The 18992-nt window shown below is 68.3% G+C and carries 21 protein-coding genes; 10 read left to right on the top strand and 11 right to left on the bottom strand.

Annotation, left to right across the window (positions count from 1 at the left end):
- The coding region (gene xseA / locus AP428_RS10320; protein ID WP_063934013.1) for an exodeoxyribonuclease VII large subunit at window positions 1–847 on the bottom strand (847 nt) is incomplete at its 3' end.
- A gap of 26 nt (window positions 848–873) precedes the next feature.
- Window positions 874–1053, bottom strand: a complete 180-nt coding sequence (locus AP428_RS37150; RefSeq protein ID WP_175803891.1) for a hypothetical protein — start codon at window positions 1051–1053, stop codon at window positions 874–876.
- A gap of 243 nt (window positions 1054–1296) precedes the next feature.
- Here AP428_RS37150 and lpxK point away from each other — a divergent pair, with 243 nt between their 5' ends.
- The 4 genes from lpxK (at window position 1297) to adk (ending at window position 4288) form a co-directional block, all read left to right on the top strand.
- Window positions 1297–2325, top strand: a complete 1029-nt coding sequence (gene lpxK, locus AP428_RS10325) for a tetraacyldisaccharide 4'-kinase (RefSeq protein ID WP_011546042.1) — start codon at window positions 1297–1299, stop codon at window positions 2323–2325.
- Window positions 2306–2500, top strand: coding sequence for a Trm112 family protein (locus tag AP428_RS10330; RefSeq protein WP_006482216.1), 195 nt, complete (start codon window positions 2306–2308; stop codon window positions 2498–2500). Before lpxK ends, AP428_RS10330 begins: the two co-directional genes overlap by 20 nt.
- Window positions 2501–2625: 125 nt before the next feature.
- Complete coding sequence (kdsB, locus tag AP428_RS10335) at window positions 2626–3417, top strand: 3-deoxy-manno-octulosonate cytidylyltransferase (RefSeq protein ID WP_011546043.1); 792 nt, start codon at window positions 2626–2628, stop codon at window positions 3415–3417.
- Window positions 3418–3625: 208 nt separating this feature from the next.
- Window positions 3626–4288 carry an adenylate kinase gene (gene adk / locus AP428_RS10340; protein ID WP_006482212.1) on the top strand — a complete coding sequence of 221 codons (663 nt, stop codon included), beginning with the start codon at window positions 3626–3628 and terminating at the stop codon, window positions 4286–4288.
- A gap of 147 nt (window positions 4289–4435) precedes the next feature.
- Here the strand turns inward: adk and AP428_RS10345 are convergent, their stop codons facing one another.
- Together AP428_RS10345 and murJ are read right to left on the bottom strand one after the other, a co-directional pair.
- Window positions 4436–5278, bottom strand: coding sequence for a SirB1 family protein (locus AP428_RS10345; RefSeq protein WP_011546044.1), 843 nt, complete (start codon window positions 5276–5278; stop codon window positions 4436–4438).
- An 8-nt stretch (window positions 5279–5286) separates the two neighbouring features.
- Window positions 5287–6837, bottom strand: coding sequence for a murein biosynthesis integral membrane protein MurJ (gene murJ, locus AP428_RS10350; RefSeq protein ID WP_011694376.1), 1551 nt, complete (start codon window positions 6835–6837; stop codon window positions 5287–5289).
- Window positions 6838–7142: 305 nt separating this feature from the next.
- On the opposite strand from murJ, the gene rpsT reads away from it, so the two are divergent.
- On the top strand, window positions 7143–7415 hold the full coding sequence (gene rpsT, locus AP428_RS10355; RefSeq protein WP_006482211.1) for a 30S ribosomal protein S20: 273 nt from the start codon (window positions 7143–7145) through the stop codon (window positions 7413–7415).
- Window positions 7416–7571: 156 nt separating this feature from the next.
- Here the strand turns inward: rpsT and AP428_RS10360 are convergent, their stop codons facing one another.
- Window positions 7572–7892, bottom strand: a complete 321-nt coding sequence (locus AP428_RS10360) for a DUF3579 domain-containing protein (protein WP_011546046.1) — start codon at window positions 7890–7892, stop codon at window positions 7572–7574.
- Window positions 7893–8303: 411 nt separating this feature from the next.
- On the opposite strand from AP428_RS10360, the gene argF reads away from it, so the two are divergent.
- Entirely contained in the window at window positions 8304–9233 is a 930-nt protein-coding gene (argF, locus tag AP428_RS10365; protein WP_006482207.1) for an ornithine carbamoyltransferase, read from the top strand.
- An 87-nt stretch (window positions 9234–9320) separates the two neighbouring features.
- Here the strand turns inward: argF and murB are convergent, their stop codons facing one another.
- Complete coding sequence (gene murB, locus AP428_RS10370; RefSeq protein WP_011546048.1) at window positions 9321–10370, bottom strand: UDP-N-acetylmuramate dehydrogenase; 1050 nt, start codon at window positions 10368–10370, stop codon at window positions 9321–9323.
- Between the two features lie 136 nt (window positions 10371–10506).
- On the opposite strand from murB, the gene AP428_RS10375 reads away from it, so the two are divergent.
- A complete protein-coding gene (locus AP428_RS10375; RefSeq protein WP_006478013.1) occupies window positions 10507–10992 on the top strand; it encodes a YajQ family cyclic di-GMP-binding protein in 486 nt (161 codons plus the stop codon).
- A 67-nt stretch (window positions 10993–11059) separates the two neighbouring features.
- Here the strand turns inward: AP428_RS10375 and plsY are convergent, their stop codons facing one another.
- Both plsY and ybaK read right to left on the bottom strand, forming a co-directional pair.
- Complete coding sequence (gene plsY, locus AP428_RS10380) at window positions 11060–11701, bottom strand: glycerol-3-phosphate 1-O-acyltransferase PlsY (RefSeq protein WP_011546049.1); 642 nt, start codon at window positions 11699–11701, stop codon at window positions 11060–11062.
- Between the two features lie 116 nt (window positions 11702–11817).
- Window positions 11818–12309 (bottom strand): Cys-tRNA(Pro) deacylase, encoded by a 492-nt coding sequence (gene ybaK, locus AP428_RS10385; RefSeq protein WP_011694377.1) that lies wholly within the window; start codon window positions 12307–12309, stop codon window positions 11818–11820.
- Between the two features lie 235 nt (window positions 12310–12544).
- Between ybaK and AP428_RS10390 the strand changes: the two genes are divergently transcribed.
- Window positions 12545–14107, top strand: coding sequence for a class I adenylate-forming enzyme family protein (locus AP428_RS10390; protein WP_011694378.1), 1563 nt, complete (start codon window positions 12545–12547; stop codon window positions 14105–14107).
- 68 nt (window positions 14108–14175) lie between these two features.
- Here AP428_RS10390 and xerD read toward each other — a convergent pair whose 3' ends face one another.
- The 3 genes from xerD to queG all read right to left on the bottom strand — a co-directional run bounded on the left by xerD (window position 14176) and on the right by queG (window position 16902).
- Window positions 14176–15132 (bottom strand): site-specific tyrosine recombinase XerD, encoded by a 957-nt coding sequence (xerD, locus tag AP428_RS10395; protein ID WP_011546052.1) that lies wholly within the window; start codon window positions 15130–15132, stop codon window positions 14176–14178.
- The gene (locus tag AP428_RS10400; RefSeq protein WP_011546053.1) at window positions 15132–15599 is read right to left on the bottom strand and encodes a methylated-DNA--[protein]-cysteine S-methyltransferase; all 468 of its coding nucleotides are present in this window, start codon (window positions 15597–15599) and stop codon (window positions 15132–15134) included. The genes xerD and AP428_RS10400 overlap by 1 nt, the downstream gene beginning before the upstream one ends.
- 67 nt (window positions 15600–15666) lie before the next feature.
- A complete protein-coding gene (gene queG / locus AP428_RS10405; protein ID WP_011546054.1) occupies window positions 15667–16902 on the bottom strand; it encodes a tRNA epoxyqueuosine(34) reductase QueG in 1236 nt (411 codons plus the stop codon).
- Window positions 16903–16919: 17 nt separating this feature from the next.
- On the opposite strand from queG, the gene tsaE reads away from it, so the two are divergent.
- Together tsaE and AP428_RS10415 are read left to right on the top strand one after the other, a co-directional pair.
- The gene (gene tsaE, locus AP428_RS10410; RefSeq protein ID WP_041489242.1) at window positions 16920–17471 is read left to right on the top strand and encodes a tRNA (adenosine(37)-N6)-threonylcarbamoyltransferase complex ATPase subunit type 1 TsaE; all 552 of its coding nucleotides are present in this window, start codon (window positions 16920–16922) and stop codon (window positions 17469–17471) included.
- Window positions 17453–18979: an N-acetylmuramoyl-L-alanine amidase gene (locus AP428_RS10415; RefSeq protein WP_023477625.1), complete on the top strand. Its 1527-nt coding sequence runs from the start codon at window positions 17453–17455 to the stop codon at window positions 18977–18979. Before tsaE ends, AP428_RS10415 begins: the two co-directional genes overlap by 19 nt.
- Window positions 18980–18992 lie beyond the last annotated feature (13 nt).

The following is an 18992-nucleotide window of genomic DNA, read 5'->3' on the forward strand; positions in this document are numbered from 1 at the left end:
CGCGCAGCAGCAGCGCGCGNNGCGGGCNCGCGAGTTCGGCCGCGCCGGTCGGCGTCGGCGCGCGCAGGTCGGCCGCGAAGTCGGCGATCGTGAAATCGGTTTCGTGCCCGACGCCGCTGACGACCGGCAGCTCGCTCGCCGCGATCGCGCGCGCCAGCGCTTCGTCGTTGAACGACCACAGATCCTCGATCGAGCCGCCGCCGCGACAGACCAGCAGCACGTCTACCTCGCGCCGCGCATTCGCGGTCGCCACGGCCGCGACGAGCTTTTCGGCGGAACCGGCGCCCTGCACGGGGGCCGGATAGACGATCACCGGAATATGCGGCGCGCGCCGGGCGAGCGTGGTCAGCACGTCGCGCAGCGCGGCGGCCTGCAGCGACGTGACGATGCCGATCGCGCGCGGGTGCGCCGGCAGCGGCCGCTTGCGCTCGGGGGCGAACAGGCCCTCGGCCTCGAGCTGCGCCTTCAGCCGCAGGAATGCCTCGTACAGGCGCCCCTGCCCGGTGCGCCGCACGGCTTCGACGTTGAGCTGCACTTCGCCGCGCGGCTCGTACATCGTGACGACCGCGCGCACCTCGATGCGGTCGCCTTCGCGCGGCGTGAATTCCGCATACTGGGCGCGGCCACGGAACATCACGCAGCGCATCTGCGCCTGCTGGTCCTTGATCGAGAAATACCAGTGGCCGCTCGCGGCGCGCGTGAAATTCGACACTTCGCCGGAAATCCATAACAGCGGAAACGAGCGCTCGAGCATCGTCGAAATCGCACGATTGAGCGCCGAAACGGGAATCACTTCGTCGCCGCCGCGGGTGGTGCCGGGGGCGGAAAAAGGGGAATCGGAAAGCATGGGCGGTCGGATGAATGCTGGCGGCGTCACGATAGTCCGACACGCGCGCGGCGTCCAGCGCCGCCGTATTCGCCGTCGCGCACGGAAGGTGTCCACACTCTGGCATTCGTCCGCGTAAAACGCTCGGAAACCGCTAAAAAAACCAGACGATTCTCGGTAACGCCTTGATTTTTATAATTTTTTAAACCTTTCAGAATGATTCTCATCCGATTCGAGGCCCGCCGGACGGGCGTTTGAGACAATCGACGGGGGAGTTTTTCACAGAGTTATCCACAGGGCGCCGCGATCCGGCCCCGCACGCTGCGGCGGCCGGTCGCGCTTGCCGCGCCGGCGTGCGGCGCGCTAGAGTGCCGCCTTCCACGGACCCTGCGGCATGCGCCGCCCAACGGAGAATCCGCCTTGACGAATCCGTCCCTCGCCGCGGCGCACGACGCGCCGCGGCCGACCCGATGAGCGCGCCCGGCGGCCCGCTCGCGCGACTCGAAGCGCGCCTCACACGCGAATGGCAGCGGCGCGGCGCGCTCGCGTGGGCGCTCACGCCGTTCGCCTGCGTGTTCGGCCTGTGCGCGGCGCTGCGGCGCACCGCTTACGCGCAGGGCTGGAAGCAGCCGGTCGACGTCGGCGTGCCGGTGGTCGTGGTCGGCAACGTGACCGTCGGCGGCACCGGCAAGACGCCGACCGTGATCGCGCTCGTCGACGCGCTGCGCGCGGCCGGCTTCACGCCCGGCGTCGTGTCGCGCGGCTACGGCGCGAACGTGAAGGCGCCCACCGCCGTCACGCCGGCGTCGCGCGCGGCCGCGGCCGGCGACGAACCGCTGCTGATCGCGCGCCGCACCGGCGCACCCGTGTGGGTGTGCCCCGACCGCGTCGCGGCCGCGCAGGCGCTGCGCGCCGCGCATCCGGACGTCGACGTGATCGTCAGCGACGACGGCCTGCAGCACTACCGCCTCGCGCGCACCGTCGAGCTGGTCGTATTCGACCACCGGCTCGGCGGCAACGGCTTCCTGCTGCCGGCCGGCCCGCTGCGCGAGCCGCTGTCGCGGCACCGCGACGCGACGCTCGTCAACGATCCGTACAGCGGCGCGCTGCCGCCGTGGCCCGACACCTACGCGCTCGCGCTGACGCCGGGCGCCGCTTGGCACCTCGACCAGCCCGCGCTACGCCGCCCGCTGTCGCAATTCGCGCACGAACGCGTGCTCGCCGCGGCCGGCATCGGCGCGCCGGAACGCTTCTTCGCGACGCTGCGCGCGGCCGGTCTCGCGCCGGCGACCCGCGCGCTGCCCGACCATTACGCGTTCGCCGACAATCCGTTCGTCGACGATGCCGTCGATGCGATCCTGATCACCGAGAAGGATGCAGTAAAATTGGGCGCTTCCTGGCGCGACGCCCGACTGTGGGTAGTCCCCGTCGAAGCCGCGCTCGACCCTCGCCTCATTGCCCTCGTTGTGGAGAAACTCCGTGGACGCTCGCCTGCTTGAAATCATTGTGTGCCCTATCTGCAAAGGCCCGCTCCACTACGACCGTGCCGCGCAGGAACTGATCTGCAACGCGGACAAGCTCGCGTACCCGATCCGCGACGGCATCCCCGTGATGCTGGTCGACGAAGCGCGCCAGACCGTCGAAGGCACGCCGGTCGATCCGGCCGGCCGCTGAACCGCCGCGCCGCTCGCCCGGCGCCCCGTTCGACACCGTGACGGCCCGGCCCCGGCCGGGCTGCCGCACTCGCCGGGCGCCCGGCTTCCGGCGTCGCCCGCCCCGTTCTTCCCAGCGCTCCCCTGATGACTCACCCGCCCCCCTTCATCGCCGTCATTCCCGCCCGGCTCGCGTCGACGCGGCTCCCGAACAAGCCGCTCGCCGATCTCGGCGGCAAGCCGATGGTCGTGCGTGTCGCCGAGCGCGCGCGCGAAGCGGGCGCGCAACAGGTGCTCGTCGCGTCCGACGCGCAGAGCGTGCTCGACGCGGCGCGCGATCACGGCTTCGAAGCGGTGCTCACGCGCGCCGACCATCCGTCCGGCACCGACCGGCTCGCGGAAGTCGCGGCGGCCTTCGGCTGGCGCGACGACACCGTCGTCGTCAACGTGCAGGGCGACGAGCCGCTGATCGACCCCGTGCTCGTGCGCGACGTAGCGTCGCACCTGGCCGCGCATCCGGCGTGCGCGATCGCGACCGCCGCTCACCCGATCCACGACGCGGCCGACGTGTTCAATCCGAACGTCGTGAAGGTCGCGCTCGACGCGCAGAGCGTCGCGCTGTACTTCTCGCGCGCGCCGATTCCGTGGAGCCGCGACGCGTACCAGCCGCACTGGCCCGACGTCGCGGCCATGCCTGCACCGGCTTTCCCGGTCTATCGGCACATCGGCCTCTATGCGTATCGCGCGCGTTTCCTGCGCACCTATCCGTCGCTCGCGCAGGCGCCAATCGAACAGGCCGAGCAGCTCGAACAGTTGCGCGCGCTGTGGCACGGCGAGCGCATCGCGGTGCTGATCACCGAATCCGCGCCCGAAGCCGGCATCGATACGCCGGCCGATCTCGCGCGCGTGCAGGCCCTTTTTCAGCCGGGTTCAAAATAACCCGTGGCATAATCAGGCGATTGTGCGAGCCGTCCGCGACCAGCGCGTCCTCGCTTGACCCCGCCCGTGGCCCTGCCGGCAGCCGCGCGTCGCCTCGGCCGACGCGCCGCATCAGACCGGTCCGCCATGCGCCGGGCGAGCCCCGCGCCCGCTGTCGCCGACGCCTTTGTGTCTCGCCACACGAATCTACATACTTGGAGATATCACCATGCGTTTGATCCTGTTGGGCGCGCCCGGCGCGGGAAAGGGCACCCAGGCAAACTTCATCAAGGAAAAATTCGGCATTCCGCAAATCTCGACGGGCGACATGCTGCGCGCGGCCGTCAAGGCCGGCACGCCGCTCGGCGTCGAGGCGAAGGGTTACATGGATGCCGGCAAGCTCGTGCCGGACGCGCTGATCATCGGCCTGGTCAAGGAGCGCCTGAAGGAATCCGACTGCGCGAACGGTTATCTGTTCGACGGCTTTCCGCGCACGATCGCGCAGGCTGACGCAATGAAGGAAGCCGGCGTCGCGATCGACTACGTGCTCGAGATCGACGTCCCGTTCTCGGAAATCATCGAGCGCATGAGCGGCCGCCGCACGCACCCGGCATCGGGCCGCACGTACCACGTCAAGTTCAACCCGCCGAAGGTCGAAGGTCACGACGACGTGACGGGCGAACCGCTGATCCAGCGCGACGACGACAAGGAAGAAACTGTCAAAAAGCGTCTCGAAGTGTACGAAGCGCAGACCAAGCCGCTGATCACGTACTACGGCGACTGGGCACAGCGCGGCGAGGAAAACGGTCTGAAGGCGCCGCAGTATCGCAAGATCTCGGGCCTGGGCACCGTCGACGAAATCCGCGAGCGCGCGTTCGACGCGCTGAAGTAAGCAGCGCGTCGCGCACCCGCAAGCCGCCCGGTCCGGGCGGCTTTTTTTTCGCCTGTCACGCTTTGCACGCCCCTGCGGCAAGCGCGCAAGAAAAACGCCCGCGATGCGGGCGTTTTTTCCGTGTCCAAGAAGCAGCGCGCTGGCGGCTCAATCCTCGCCGTCGCGCTGCATCCGTTGCCGCAATTCGCTGACCTGCGACTCGACGACGGTCGCGTCTTCCGCCTCGGGCCGCTCGCCGAGATACTGCTCGAGATCCTCGAGCGCGGGGCGCAGGTAGTCGAGCCGCGCATACGCGAAGCCGCGGTCGCGCACCTCGTCGAGCTGCTCGGGCAGCAGGATCACGAGCCGCTGCTGCACCGCGAGCAGCCGCTGCCAGCGCTCCGTCTGCAGATAGATCGTCTTCAGGTTGCGCAGCATCCGCGCGATGATCTCGCGGCTCGTCGCGGGCTGCAGCAGCGCGCGCAACGCGCTGTCGACCGCCCCCGCCGCCCGCGCGACGTACGGCTCGAGCATCTCGACCATCTCGGCTTCGGACAGCGAATGGCCGTTGGTCGGATCGATGATCAGGTCGCCATCCGGCAGCGTCACGCGCAGCAGGAAATGGCCGGGGAACGATACGCCGCGCGCCGGCACGCCGATCTGCTCGGCGAGCTCCAGGTACAGCACCGACAGCGAGATCGGAATCCCGCGCCGCCGCTTCAGCACGGCATTCAGGTGGCTGTTATCGGGGTCGTAGTAATCGTTGTGATTGCACGCGAAGCCGAGCTCGCGAAAGAAGAAGTCGTTCAGCGCGGCGACGCGGCCCTTCAGGTCGGTATCGTCGGCGAGCCGCCGGCGCAGCCGCGCCGCCAGCATGTCGAGTTCGGCCAGCGTGCCCTGCAGGTCGAGGTCGGGATACGCGTCCTGCGCCAGCGACAGCGCGGCTTCCGTGACGGGCAGACTGTCGTCGTCCGCCACGAGCGTGCTGAAGTAGTCGAGGACGCGGGTCATTGCGGTCGTCACTTGGCGCGCCTTCTGAAGTAAGCGTATTTGAAGCCCATCACCCACAACATACCGAAATATAGTGCAGCAAACAGCACGAGGCACGCAGCCATCAGCGCAATGCGATCGAGCGGCTGCGCGCGCATGCCGGTCCAGTCGAAACTGATCGCGCACCAGTGCATCAGGCCCGCGAGCACGAGCGCCGCGCCGACGAGCTGCACGAAAAAGCGCAGCCAGCCCGGCGACGGCTGGTAGATGCCGCGCTTGCGCAGCCCGAGGAACAGCAGCAGCGAATTCAGGCACGCGCCGACGCCGATGCTCAGCGTGAGGCCCGCGTGGCCGATCAGCGGCACGAACACGTAGTTCGACAGCTGCGTGACGATCAGCACGCCGATCGCGATCTTCACGGGCGTCTTGATGTCCTGCTTCGCATAGAAGCCCGGCGCGAGGATCTTGATCAGGATGATGCCGACGAGGCCGATCCCGTAGGTCGCGAGCGCGCGCGCGACCATCGTGACGGTATGCGCGTCGAACTTGCCGTAGTTGAACAGCGTCGCGGTGAGCGGTGTCGCGAAGAAGAACAGCGCGAGCGCGCTCGGCGCCGCGAGCAGGAACGTGACGCGCAGCCCCCAGTCGAGCAGCGCCGAATATTCGTGCGAATCGGCGTCGACGTGCGCCTTCGACAGGCTCGGCAGCAGGATCGTGCCGAGCGCGACGCCGAGCAGCGCCGTCGGGAACTCCATCAGGCGGTCGGCGTAGTTGATCCACGACACGGCGCCCTGCCCGAGCCGCGACGCGATGTTGGTGTTGATGATCAGCGACAGTTGCGCGACGGACACCGCGAACGTGGCAGGCACCATCTTCGCGAGCACGCGCTTCACGCCCGGATGACGCAGCGCGCGCAGCGGGTTCAGGCCGATCAGCGGCACCATGTCGATCTTCTTCAGGCCCGGCAACTGCACGAGAAACTGCAGCACGCCGCCGACGATGACCGCCCACGCGAGCGCGTAGACCGGCACCTTCAGGTGCGGCGCGACGAACACGGCCGCGGCGATGAACGCGACGTTGAGCAGCACCGGCGCGAACGCGGGCAGCGAGAAGCTCTTGTACGTGTTCAGCACGCCCGACGCGAGCGTGGTCAGCGAAATGAACACGATGTACGGGAACATGATCCGCGTCATCGTGACCGCGAGCGGAAACGCCTGGCCGTCGCTGTGCAGGCCGGACGCGACCGCGAACACGACCCACGACGCGCCCGCGATCCCGACGACCGACAGCACGGCCAGCGCCCACGCGAGCACGGTGGACATCGCGTCGACGAGCGCCTTCGTCGCATCGTGCCCCTGTTGGTTCTTGAACTCGGCGAGGATCGGCACGAACGCCTGCGAGAACGCGCCTTCGGCGGACAGGCGGCGCAGCAGGTTCGGGATACGGAAGGCGACGTAGAACGCGTCGGTGTATTGACTGGCGCCGAACGCACGGGCGATCAGCGTCTCGCGGGCCAGTCCGGTCACGCGCGACAGCAGCGTGAAGCCGCTGACCGTCAGCAGGGCTCGGAATAGATTCATGGGGCGCTTATTATACGGACGTTGCGCGACCCGGCCACCGGCCGATGCCGAAAAGCGCACCGGCCGCCCGCGGCTCCATCCGGCCGGCATCACGTTGAACTTGCCACTCGCTTGATTTTGTTGCTATAATCGCCGGTTTCTGGGCTCGTACATGCACGGCAACTGCCGTTTTCATGTCCCGGCCTCGGTTAAAATCACCGTTTTTTTATGCGCCCCTGGGCAATCGTTCTCAGGGGACGGATCGAAAAGCAGCGCTTGGCCGTCAGGCTCCAAGCTCTGGAAACAGGACAGGATAAGGAACCGTCATGGCTAACTCCGCACAAGCACGCAAGCGCGCCCGCCAGGCCGCGAAGGCAAACTCGCACAACTCGGCGCTGCGCTCGAAATTCCGTACCGCGATCAAGTCGGTTCGCAAGGCTGTTGAAGCCGGCGACCAGGCAAAGGCTGCCGAGCTGTTCAAGGCTGCCGTGAAGACGATCGACACGATCGCCGACAAGAAGATCGTTCACAAGAACAAGGCCGCTCGCAGCAAGAGCCGCCTGGCCGCAGCCGTCAAGGGCCTGCAGGCAGCAGCGTAACTCCGGTGCGCCCGCTCAGGCGGGCGTTCCTGTTTCCTGCGATCACGAAAAAGCCCGCCTAGGCGGGCTTTTTTGTCGCCTGCCGCCTGCGCATCACGCGCGGCGGCGGCAGTTGCCCGGGCGGACGCAACCCGCGCCCTCGCCCGTCGGCATCACTCACTTCTTCGTGTTGTAGTCCGGCAATTCGCACGCCTCGGTCACGACGAGGTTGTTGTCCTTCGCGAAATTCAGCACGAAATCGAAAGCCATCGGCTCGATGTCGCGCAACCGCGAATCGAGGATCACGCATTTCAGGTCGCCGAGCATCGTCGGGCGCACGTACAGCGAATACTTGAGTCGCGCATTCGGCCCGCTCGCCCCCGGCCCGAAGCAGGCCATCACACCGGCCAGACGTTCCGACCAGTCGCTCGGGCGAAACTTTTTCCCGTCTTTCGTGATGCCCTGGATGAAAAATTCGGTCGGAGGGGTTTCAGCCATGTGGTTACCCAAGTGACGGCCCGGCGATGTCCAGGCAACGGCGCCTGGATACGCGAACACAAAGCTGGAGAGGCGGCGGCACGAGCCGATCGATATCCCGAAAACGGGGCGTCGATGCGCGCCGCCGGTGGACTGCACCGGATGTGTGCAGCGCACGGCTTGTGTCCGGCAGAGCGCGAAAAGCCTTGCCTGCCGGGCTGGAGAAAACTTTCGAATTATACCGCAGCGCGCCATCGCGCGTCGTCCCGACGGCCCTCTTCCCGCACCGCGGATCGGGCGCGGCGATCCTGCCCCGCGTCGTTCCACGGCTCGTCAAAGCACAGAAAATCCTTTATGCTGCTTTGAGTTATCCACACCCGACGGCGGCGCCGTCCGGCCTCGCGGCCGGGTGAGACCGCCGTATTTCGTTTCATGACCGCCAAAACCATTCGTCACTACCTGCAGTTCAAGGATTTCTCGCTGGAAGACTACGAGTACGTGCTCGAACGCACGGGTATCCTGAAGCGCAAGTTCAAGAACTACGAAACCTATCACCCGCTGCACGACCGCACGCTCGCGATGATCTTCGAGAAGAGCTCGACGCGTACGCGCCTGTCGTTCGAGGCCGGGATCTTCCAGCTCGGCGGCCACGCCGTGTTCATGAGCACGCGCGACACGCAGCTCGGCCGCGGCGAGCCCGTCGAGGATTCCGCGCAGGTCATCTCGCGAATGGTCGACATCATCATGATCCGCACGTTCGAGCAGGACGTGATCACGCGCTTCGCACAGAATTCCCGCGTGCCGGTGATCAACGGGTTGACGAACGAATACCATCCGTGCCAGGTGCTCGCCGACATCTTCACGTACTACGAGCACCGCGGCCCGATCGCCGGCAAGACCGTCGCGTGGGTCGGCGACGCGAACAACATGCTCTACACGTGGATCGAGGCCGCGCAGATCCTCGGCTTCAAGCTGCGCCTGTCGACGCCGCCCGGCTATGCGCTCGACATGAAGCTCGTGTCGCCCGACAGCGCGCCGTTCTACGAGGTGTTCGACGATCCGAACGAAGCGTGCAAGGGCGCCGATCTCGTGACGACCGACGTGTGGACGAGCATGGGTTTCGAGGCCGAGAACGAGGCGCGCAAGCAGGCATTCGCCGACTGGTGCGTCGACGAGGAAATGATGGGCCATGCGAATCCGGATGCCCTCTTCATGCACTGCCTGCCCGCGCACCGCGGCGAGGAAGTGACGGCCGGCGTGATCGACGGCCCGCAGAGTGTCGTGTGGGACGAAGCGGAAAACCGCCTGCACGTGCAGAAGGCGCTGATGGAATTCCTGCTGCTCGGCCGCCTCAAGCACTGACGCGCCGCTCAACGCACACGCGTAAAAAAAGCGCCGGTCGACGATCGGCGCTTTCGTTTGGGCGCGCCAAAACCGGCGCGCGCTACGTTACAGGCAGACCGGTTCCGCCTCCAGCTCGACGCCGAACTGCGCGCGCACGTCGGCCTGGATGGCCCGCGCCAGCGCCAGCACGTCGGCGCCGGTCGCGCCGCCGCGATTGACGAGCACGAGCGCCTGGCGGTCGTGCACGGCCGCCGCGCCGAGCGCGCGCCCCTTCCAGCCGCAGCGGTCGATCAGCCAGCCGGCCGCGAGCTTCACCTGCCCGTCCGGCTGCGGATACGACACGACATCCGGCGCGCGAGCGCGCAGCGCATCGAATTGCGCGGCGTCGATCACCGGATTCTTGAAGAAACTGCCCGCGTTGCCGAGCACCAGCGGATCGGGCAGCTTCGCGCGGCGGATCGCGACGACCGCATCGAACACGTCGCGCGGCGTTGCCGCCTCGGGCGTGATGCCGCGCGCGTCGAGCTCGCGCGTGACGTCCGCATAGCCGAGCCGCGGCGTCCATTGCTTCGGCAGCCGGAACGTCACCGCGACGATCGCGAACCGGCCGCGCCCTTCCCGCTTGAAGAAACTGTCGCGGTAACCGAACGCGCAGCGCGCGGCGTCGAAGCGCTCGCGGCGCCCCGTCGCCAGCTCCACCGCGACCAGCGAATCGAAATACGCCTTCATCTCGAGGCCGTACGCGCCGATGTTCTGGATCGGCGCGGCGCCGACGGTGCCCGGGATCAGCGCGAGATTCTCGAGGCCCGGCATCCCGTGCTCGAGCGTCCACGCGACGAACGCGTGCCAGTTCTCGCCGCCGCCGGCCTCGACGTACCACGCGTCGTCGTCCTCGCGCACGACGCGGCGGCCCGCGATCTCGTCGAGCAGCACGACGCCGTCGAAATCGCGCGTGAACACGATGTTGCTGCCGCCGCCGAGCACGAGCTGCGGCAGGTTCGCGACCCGCGGGTCGCGATGCAGCGCCTCGAACTGCGCCGCCTGCGTGATGCGCGCGGCGAAGCGCGCACGCGCGGCGATGCCGAACGTGTTGTGCGCGGCGAGCGGATGGTCGGGAAGCAGCGACAGGGCGGAATCGTCAGGGGGCATCGGCATTCGCGGTCACGTCGGCCCGGGCGGCGCATGGCCGGCCTTGGGCAAACGGAGGGGCATCGGTAAAATGGCAAACAGTCCGCAATTATAGCGAGTGCCCGTGCGTGAGCCGGGTGCCCGCATCTCTAGGGAGAATGCCATGCCATCGTTCGACGTCGTTTCCGAAGCGAACATGATCGAAGTGAAGAACGCCATCGAGCAGTCGAACAAGGAAATTTCGACGCGCTTCGACTTCAAGGGCTCCGACGCACGCGTCGAGCAGAAGGAACGCGAGCTGACGCTGTTCGCCGACGACGATTTCAAGCTCGGCCAGGTCAAGGACGTACTGATCGGCAAGCTGGCCAAGCGCAACGTCGACGTGCGCTTCCTCGACTACGGCAAGGTCGAGAAGATCGGCGGCGACAAGGTCAAGCAGGTCGTCACCGTGAAGAAGGGCGTGACGGGCGACCTCGCGAAGAAGATCGTGCGCCTCGTGAAGGACAGCAAGATCAAGGTGCAGGCGAGCATCCAGGGCGACGCGGTGCGCATCTCGGGCACGAAGCGCGACGACCTGCAGAGCACGATCGCGATGCTGCGCAAGGACGTGACCGACACGCCGCTCGACTTCAACAACTTCCGCGACTGACCGGCCGCCGGCCCGTCGCGTCATCCGGCCGGGCCCCGCACACGCGGCGCGCCCGGCGCCGCGTTTCTCAGGCTTTCCCGCCGTCCTGCGCGCCGCCGTCCGCGGCCGCCTTCTTCTTGTCGCCGATCCGGCTCTCCTGCCCCGCGAGCAGCTTCGAAATGTTGCCGCGGTGACGCCACACGAGCAGCACGCTCATCGCCAGCACGGCCCAGGCGATCGGGTTGTGGCCCGGCATGCCGAACAGGAATACGTCGAACACCGGCGCAAACACGGCCGCCACCAGCGCCGCGAGCGACGAATAGCGGAAGAAGAACGCGACGATCAGCCAGGTCAGCGCGGTCGCGAGCCCGAGCACCGGGTGCACGGCGAGCAGCACGCCGGCCGCGGTCGCGACGCCCTTGCCGCCCTGGAAGCGGAAGAACACCGGGTACAGGTGGCCGAGGAACACGGCGATCGCGACCCACGCGATCGCGACGTCGGGCAGGCCGAAGTGCCGGGCGAGCCAGACGGCGATCCAGCCCTTGAACGCGTCGCCGACGAGCGTCAGGATCGCGGCCTTCTTGTTGCCACTGCGCAGGACGTTGGTCGCGCCGGGGTTCTTCGACCCGTATGAACGCGGGTCGGCCAGCCCCATCACGGAACTGACAACGACGGCGAACGACACCGAACCGATCAGGTAGGCAACGAGGGCGGCGAGCAGGATCTGCATGCGGAGGACTCTTCTTTCAACGTATCGGGAAAGGAACGGCCGGGCGCGGCAAGCCGGCAGGCCGAAACGGCGCCCATTCTACCGAACGGGCGCGGGGTGCCACGAAGGTGAAACCCTCAGTCGACGCTCGCGCACTGCACCGGCTGCGCGCCGAGCAGCGACGTGAGCACCGCCGGCGCGAGGCTGACGAGGTAGCCGCGCCGGCCGCCGTTCAGGTAGATCGTCGGCAATTCGAGGATCGTCGACTCGACGTAGACGGGCATCGTCTTGCGCGTGCCGAACGGCGACGTGCCGCCGACGAGATAGCCCGAATGGCGGTTCGCGACCTCGGGCTTGCACGGCTCGACACGCTTCGCGCCGATCTGCCGCGCGAGATTCTTCGTCGACACGGTGCGGTCGCCGTGCATCAGCACGATCAGCGGCTTCGCGTGCTCGTCTTCCATCACGAGCGTCTTCACGACGCTGTGCTCGTCGACGCCGAGCTGGCGCGCCGATTCGCCGGTGCCGCCGTGCTCGACGTATTCGTACGGATGCTCGCCGAATGCGACGCCATGACGGCGCAGCAGCTGGGTCGCAGGGGTTTCGGACACGTGTCTGGATTTGCTCATGGCGGCATTTTAATGGCGAACGATCGCCGGGCGCGCAGTGGCGAGCCCGCGCCGACGGTATACTCGCGGCCCGTTTTCCGCCGGCCCACCGCGTCGCCGTCACGATTGCACCCATCATCATTGCAGACATCGTGAAGCGCTATTGCCCGATTGGCTGATTGTGGCGCGCGTCTCGCCATGGCACGATCGTTCGCAAATATCGTCGGCTGCCGCCGGCCCTTCATCTGGAGACGCCATGTCCTCGCCCATCCGCTCATCCGAATCGCTCGATGTCGATGCGCTGCTCGCCGCGCTGCCGCGCCGCATCGCCGACGTGCCCGCGTACCGGGCCGCGGAGTCGCCCGCGCAGCCGGCACTGATCGAGGATGCGCGCCGGCTGTCGTACGGCGACCTGGCGCAGGCCGTCGACGCGGCGGCCGCGCGGCTGGCGAGTCTCGGCGTAGAAGGCGGCGACCGCGTGATGATCGTCGCCGAAAACTGCGTCGCGCAGATCGTGCTGCTGTTCGCCGCCGCCCGCCTCGACGCATGGGCGCTCGTGTCGAACGCGCGGCTGTCGGCCGCCGAGCTCGACGCGATCGCCGCGCATGCGCGCCCGAAGCTGATCGCGTTCACGACCGACGTATCGCCCGACGCGCGCGCCCATGCCGAGCGGCTCGGCGCCACGCCGGCCGCGGCGCTGCCGGTCGACATCGGCGCGTGTTCGTATCACGTCGACGCGAGCGCGCCCGCCGAGCCGGTGGCCACCGGCAGTGCCGCACAATGCGCGGCATTGATCTACACCACCGGTACGACCGGCACACCGAAAGGCGTGATGCTGTCGCACCGCAACCTGCTGTTCATCGCGGCGACGTCGAGCATGCTGCGCCGCGTGTCGCCGGACGACGTCGTCTACACGGTGCTGCCCGTGTCGCACGTGTACGGGCTCGCGTCGGTATGCCTCGGCAGCCTGTATGCGGGCGCGACGCTGCGGCTCGCGCCGCGCTTCTCGCCGGAAGCCGTCCGCGTCGCGCTCGCCGACGAAGGCGTGACGATCTTCCAGGGCGTGCCCGCGATGCACGCAAAGCTGCTCGAACACCTGCACACGCACGGCCACGCATGGCGCGCGCCGCGGCTGCGCTTCGCATATTCGGGCGGCTCGCCGCTCGATGCGAACCTGAAGGCGCGCGTCGAGCGCCTGTACGGCGTGCCGCTGCACAACGGCTACGGGATGACCGAAAGCAGCCCGACGATCACGCAGACGCCGCTCGACGCGCCGCGCACGGACAGTTCGGTCGGCGTGCCGATTCCGGGCGTCGACGTGCGGATCGTCGCGCCGGACGGCAGCGACGTGCCGCCGGGCGAAGTCGGCGAGATTCGCGTGCGCGGGCCGAACGTGATGCTCGGCTACTACCGCAACGCGGACGCGACGCACGCGGCCGTGTCCCCGGACGGCTGGCTGAGCACCGGCGATCTCGCGCGGCAGGAAGCGGACGGCGCGGTGACGATCGCGGGCCGCAGCAAGGAGCTGATCATCCGCTCGGGCTTCAACGTGTATCCGGTCGAGGTCGAACAGGTGCTGAACGCGCATCCGGACGTCGTGCAGGCGGCCGTGATCGGCCGCGCGATCGACGGCAACGAGGAAGTGCTCGCGTTCGTCGAACTGGTGCCGGGCGCGGCGGCGGACGAGGCAGCCTTGCACGCATGGTGCGCGGATCGGCTCACCGCTTACAAACGCCCTGCGCACATCCGCGTGCTCGATGCGCTGCCGGCCGCGTCGACCGGCAAGGTGCTGAAGCACCGGCTGCGCGAGCTGGTCTGACGCGGCCGACGCGACGGCACGCGAGTCCACATTGCGGCTCACGCCGAGCCGCATGCCCGCGTCGCGCGTCAGCCGCGCGGGTGATGCTGCGCGTGCAGCGTCCTGAGCCGCTCGCGCGCGACGTGCGTATAGATCTGCGTGGTCGAGATGTCGCTGTGGCCGAGCAGCAACTGCACGACGCGCAAGTCGGCGCCGTGGTTCAGCAGGTGCGTCGCGAACGCGTGCCGCAGCGTGTGCGGCGACAGGTGCGCACGCACGTCGGCCTGCTGCGCGTGACGCTTGATGATGTTCCAGAACTGCTGGCGCGTCATGCCGTCGCCGCGCGCGGTCACGAACAGCGCATCGGCCGCGCGTGCGCCGAGCAGCGCCGGCCGCGCGTCGCGCAGGTAGCGTTCGATCCAGCCGTGCGCGACTTCGCCGAACGGCACGAGCCGCTCCTTCGAGCCCTTGCCCATCACGCGCACGACGCCTTCGTTGAGGCCGACCTCGACCGTCTTCAGCGTCACGAGCTCGCTCACGCGCAGCCCGCTCGCGTACATCAGCTCGAGCATCGTGCGATCGCGCAGGCCGAGCGGCGTGCCGATGTCGGGTGCGCCGAGCAGCGCCTCGACCTGCGCCTCGGACAGCGTCGACGGGAACCGGGCCCCCTGTTTCGCGGACGTGATCCGCAGCGTCGGATCGGCGCTCGCGCGATGCTCGCGCACGGCCCAGCCGTAATAGCGGCGGAACACGGACAACCGCCGGTTCGACGACGTCGCCTTGCCGTCGCTGCGCGCGGCGATATAGCCCGTCACCATCGCCTCGTCGGCCGAGTCGAGCGGCGCGTCGTGCGTCGCGGCCAGCCATTGGGAAAACAGCGCCAGGTCGCGCCGGTACGCATCGAGCGTGTTGCGCGCGAGCCCGTGCTCGAGCCACAGCGCATCGCAGAACACGTCGATCGACGCGCGGCTCGCGAGCAGCGCGGGCGATGCCGCGACGGCGTCGGTGTCGTTGTCGGCGGCGGGGGAAATCATCGGTTCGCTCATCAGTACGGCACGCCCTCGTGCGTCAGCAGCCAGCGCTTCACTTGCTGGTAATAGCCGTTGTCGTCGTGGTTCGCGAATCCGCCGAGACCGCCCGCCGCGACGACGCGATGGCACGGAATCACGAGCGGGAAATAGTTCGCGCCGCACGCCTGGCCGACCGCGCGCGGCGCGCTGCCGATCCGCTTCGCGACCTGGCCGTAGGTCAGCACCGTCCCGGGCGGGATATCGCTGATCGCGTCCCACACCCGGTGCTGGAATGCACTGCCGACGTCGGCGAGCGGCAGGTCGAAGCGTGCGGACGCGCGCTCGAAATAACGTTCGATCTGCTTCACGGCGCGCTTCGCGAGCGCCGAATCCGGATCGACCGACTTCATCGATTCGGGCAGATAGACGATCTCGCGCACCACCGCTGCATCCGTGCGGATGCCGACCTTGCCGAACGGCGCGTCGATGACAGCGTTGAACATTGAATTCTCCTGACCGAGGGATGCGCGCGCGGCCCTGCGCACGCGCCGACGACACTTTACGCCGCCTTCACGCGGCTCGCAGCGCCCATTCGACATGCTCGCGCACGACCGGCGACGGATCGTCGGCCCGGGCGCGCAGCGCGGCGACGATCGCATCGCGCGCGGGCGGCGCGAGCCGGTCCGCGCCGGCGCGCAGCGCATTGCCGAGCCCGACCGCGAGATTGCGCAGCCAGCTTTCGTAGCCGATGCGCCGGATCGCGCTGCCCTGCATCCGCGTGTCGAATGCCTCCGCGTCCCACGCGAACAGCTCGACGAGCGTCGCGCGGTCGAGGCCGTGCCGCACGTCGAAATCGGCGACGGGCGCGGCCTGCGCGAACTTGTTCCACGGGCACACGAGCTGGCAGTCGTCGCAGCCGTACACGCGATTGCCGATCATCGGCCGCAGCGGCTCGGGGATGCTGCCTTTCAGTTCGATCGTCAGGTACGAGATGCAGCGGCGCGCATCGACGCGATACGGCTCGACGATCGCACCGGTCGGGCACGCGTCGATGCAGCGGGTGCAGCTGCCGCAGTGCGCACCGGGCGTCTCGGGCGCGGTGTCGGGCAACGTGTGCGCGTCGGTCGGCAGCGGCAGGTCGACGTAGATCTCGCCGAGAAAGAACAGCGAGCCGGCATCGCGCTGCAGCAGCAGCGTGTGCTTGCCGCGCCAGCCGACTCCGGCCTTCTGCGCGAGTTCGACCTCGAGCACGGGCGCCGAATCGGTGAACACGCGGTAGCCGAACCCGCCGATCTCGTGCTCGATGCGCTCCGCGAGTGTCTGCAGCCGGTTGCGCAGCACCTTGTGATAGTCGCGGCCGCGCGCATAGATCGACACGACGGCCGCCTGCGGATCCTCGAGCCGCGCCCGTTCGCGCGCGCGCCAGTCGTGCGGCACGAGCGCGCCGGGCTCGCCAGCGGGCGCGTCGGCCGCGAGCGTTTGGCCCGGCAAATAGGCGAGCCGCACGGAGATCACGCGTCGCGTACCGGCCACAAGTTCGGCCGGCCGCGCGCGTTTCATCCCATGTTTCGCCATATAATCCATTTCGCCGTGGTATCCGGCTTCCAGCCAGGCGGCGAGGCCCGCTTCGGCATCCGAGAGATCGGTATCGCTGATGCCGATCGCCCCGAAACCCAATTCGCGCCCCCACGCCCTGATGCGAGCGGCGAGCGCAGTCAACGCCGCATCGTCGAGCGCGCACGGCGCCGCGCCTTCGTCACGAGTCGAAGGCCTGTCGGATGCGGCGCGTTCCGGTAGTCGGTTCATCGCACTATTTTACGAGAATGCCAGCCACGTCCAGCCAACCGCCTCATGCCACGTTGCCCGCCCCGCTCGCGGAGCGCGTGGTCGCGCTCGCCGACGAAGCGGCAACCGAGGCCTTCGGCACCCGCTTCGCGCACGCGCTCGACGCGGCGCGCCTCGAGCTCGACCGCGCGCATACGTTCGACGGGCTGCAGATCCAGCTGGTCGGCGATCTCGGCGCGGGCAAGACGACCCTCGTGCGCGCGATCCTGCGCGGCCTCGGCCACGAGGGGCGTGTGCGCAGCCCAACCTATACGCTCGTCGAGCCGTACGCGCTCGAACGCAGCGATGGGGAACTCGAGGTCTATCACTTCGATCTGTATCGATTCAACGATCCGGCCGAATGGTCCGATGCAGGCTTTCGCGAATATTTCAATTCCACCGCGATCTGCCTCGTCGAATGGCCGCAACAGGCGGGCGCCCTGCTCGGCGTGCCCGATCTGGTTTTCTCGCTCGACGTGGATGGCGACGGCCGTGCCCTCACCGTCCGGGCGTACAGCGCTTCAGGAAAGGCATGTCTCGAAAGATGTTGATCAAACCGTTCCGCTCGATCGAATCGGCGGCCACCGCGACGCACAACTGGCGGCGCCGTCAGATCCTGCGCGCGGGGGCGTCGACGCTGGTGCTCGGTCTCGTCGCGCCGCGGCTCGCGCACGCGTCGTCGGTGCTCGGCGTGCGCGTGTGGCCCGCACGCGATTACACGCGCGTCACGATCGAATCCGACCAGCCGCTGCAGAATAGCCAACAGCTGCTGCAGGGTCCCGACCGTCTCGTCGTCGACCTGAGCGGCCTCGACCTCGACCAGGCGCTGCGCGACCTCGTCTCGAAGATCGCGCCGAACGATCCGCAGATCCAGTCGGTGCGCGTCGGCCAGTATCAGCCACACGTCGTGCGGATGGTGTTCGACCTGAAAGGCTCGGTGAAGCCGCAGGTGTTCACGCTGCCGCCCGTCGGCACGTACAAGTACCGGCTGGTGTTCGACCTGTATCCGGCCGTCGCGCCCGATCCGCTGTCCGACCTGATCGCGCAGACGGAACGCAAGGAACAGGCGCTCAACGACACCGCGCGCGCGCAGCAGATGCAGCCGCCGTCCACGCTGGCGGGCCCCGGCACCCCGCCGCCCGGCGCGGGCGACAACAGCGACGCATTCTTCCAGCGTTTCGCGCAGAACACGCCGGCCACGCCGCACGCGCCGCCGGCCGCCGGCACGCCGTCGACGCCCGCGAAGCCGGCCGTCAAGCCGCCGCCCGTCATCGCGCGCCGCGACGACAGCGACGACGACGGCGACACCTACAAGTTCACCGCGCCGAAATCCGGCAAGGGCGGCACCGTGCGTCTGCTGACGGTCGCGATCGACCCGGGCCACGGCGGCGAGGATCCGGGCGCGATCGGCGGCAACGGCACGTACGAGAAGCACATCGCGCTCGACATCGCGAAGAAGCTGCGCGCGAAGATCGACGCCGCGCCGAACATGCGCGCGATGATGACGCGCGACGCCGACTTCTTCGTGCCGCTGAACGTGCGCGTGCAGAAGGCGCGCCGCGTCGGCGCGGATCTCTTCGTGTCGATCCACGCGGATGCGTTCACGACGCCGTCCGCACGCGGCTCGTCGGTGTTCGCGCTGTCCGACCACGGCGCGACGAGCGCCGCGGCGCGCTGGATGGCGAACAAGGAGAATTCGTCGGACCTGATCGGCGGCATCAACATCAAGACGGCGGACGCGGCCGTGAACCGCGCGCTGTTCGACATGTCGACGACCGCGCAGATCCGCGACTCGCTGCGCTACGGCAACTACGTGCTGAAGGAAGTCGGCGGCATCAACAAGCTGCACAAGGGCTCGGTCGAGCAGGCCGGGTTCGCGGTGCTGAAGGCGCCCGACATTCCGTCGATCCTCGTCGAGACCGCGTTCATCAGCAACCCGGACGAAGAGCGCCGGCTCAACGACGACAGCTATCGCGACGAGATGGCCGACGCGATCTTCCGCGGCATCAAGCGCTATTTCGCCGCGAATCCGCCGCTCGCGAAGAGCCGGATGGCCTGAGCGCCACCGCTTC

Source organism: Burkholderia sp. E168m22 (genome assembly GCF_001319805.1).
Taxonomy (GTDB): Bacteria; Pseudomonadota; Gammaproteobacteria; order Burkholderiales; family Burkholderiaceae; genus Burkholderia; species Burkholderia orbicola.

Bases quoted from the DNA above. Each gene is read 5' to 3' on its own strand.
- AP428_RS37150 (WP_175803891.1), bottom strand. From the start codon at position 1,053: ATGAGAATCATTCTGAAAGGTTTAAAAAATTATAAAAATCAAGGCGTT.
- adk (WP_006482212.1), top strand. From the start codon at position 3,626: ATGCGTTTGATCCTGTTGGGCGCGCCCGGCGCGGGAAAGGGCACCCAG.
- AP428_RS10345 (WP_011546044.1), bottom strand. From the start codon at position 5,278: ATGACCCGCGTCCTCGACTACTTCAGCACGCTCGTGGCGGACGACGAC.
- rpsT (WP_006482211.1), top strand. From the start codon at position 7,143: ATGGCTAACTCCGCACAAGCACGCAAGCGCGCCCGCCAGGCCGCGAAG.
- tsaE (WP_041489242.1), top strand. From the start codon at position 16,920: ATGCCAGCCACGTCCAGCCAACCGCCTCATGCCACGTTGCCCGCCCCG.
- lpxK (WP_011546042.1), top strand. From the start codon at position 1,297: ATGAGCGCGCCCGGCGGCCCGCTCGCGCGACTCGAAGCGCGCCTCACA.
- AP428_RS10375 (WP_006478013.1), top strand. From the start codon at position 10,507: ATGCCATCGTTCGACGTCGTTTCCGAAGCGAACATGATCGAAGTGAAG.
- murB (WP_011546048.1), bottom strand. From the start codon at position 10,370: ATGCCGATGCCCCCTGACGATTCCGCCCTGTCGCTGCTTCCCGACCAT.
- queG (WP_011546054.1), bottom strand. From the start codon at position 16,902: ATGAACCGACTACCGGAACGCGCCGCATCCGACAGGCCTTCGACTCGT.
- plsY (WP_011546049.1), bottom strand. From the start codon at position 11,701: ATGCAGATCCTGCTCGCCGCCCTCGTTGCCTACCTGATCGGTTCGGTG.
- AP428_RS10390 (WP_011694378.1), top strand. From the start codon at position 12,545: ATGTCCTCGCCCATCCGCTCATCCGAATCGCTCGATGTCGATGCGCTG.
- argF (WP_006482207.1), top strand. From the start codon at position 8,304: ATGACCGCCAAAACCATTCGTCACTACCTGCAGTTCAAGGATTTCTCG.
- AP428_RS10360 (WP_011546046.1), bottom strand. From the start codon at position 7,892: ATGGCTGAAACCCCTCCGACCGAATTTTTCATCCAGGGCATCACGAAA.
- xerD (WP_011546052.1), bottom strand. From the start codon at position 15,132: ATGAGCGAACCGATGATTTCCCCCGCCGCCGACAACGACACCGACGCC.
- AP428_RS10415 (WP_023477625.1), top strand. From the start codon at position 17,453: ATGTCTCGAAAGATGTTGATCAAACCGTTCCGCTCGATCGAATCGGCG.
- kdsB (WP_011546043.1), top strand. From the start codon at position 2,626: ATGACTCACCCGCCCCCCTTCATCGCCGTCATTCCCGCCCGGCTCGCG.
- AP428_RS10400 (WP_011546053.1), bottom strand. From the start codon at position 15,599: ATGTTCAACGCTGTCATCGACGCGCCGTTCGGCAAGGTCGGCATCCGC.
- ybaK (WP_011694377.1), bottom strand. From the start codon at position 12,309: ATGAGCAAATCCAGACACGTGTCCGAAACCCCTGCGACCCAGCTGCTG.
- murJ (WP_011694376.1), bottom strand. From the start codon at position 6,837: ATGAATCTATTCCGAGCCCTGCTGACGGTCAGCGGCTTCACGCTGCTG.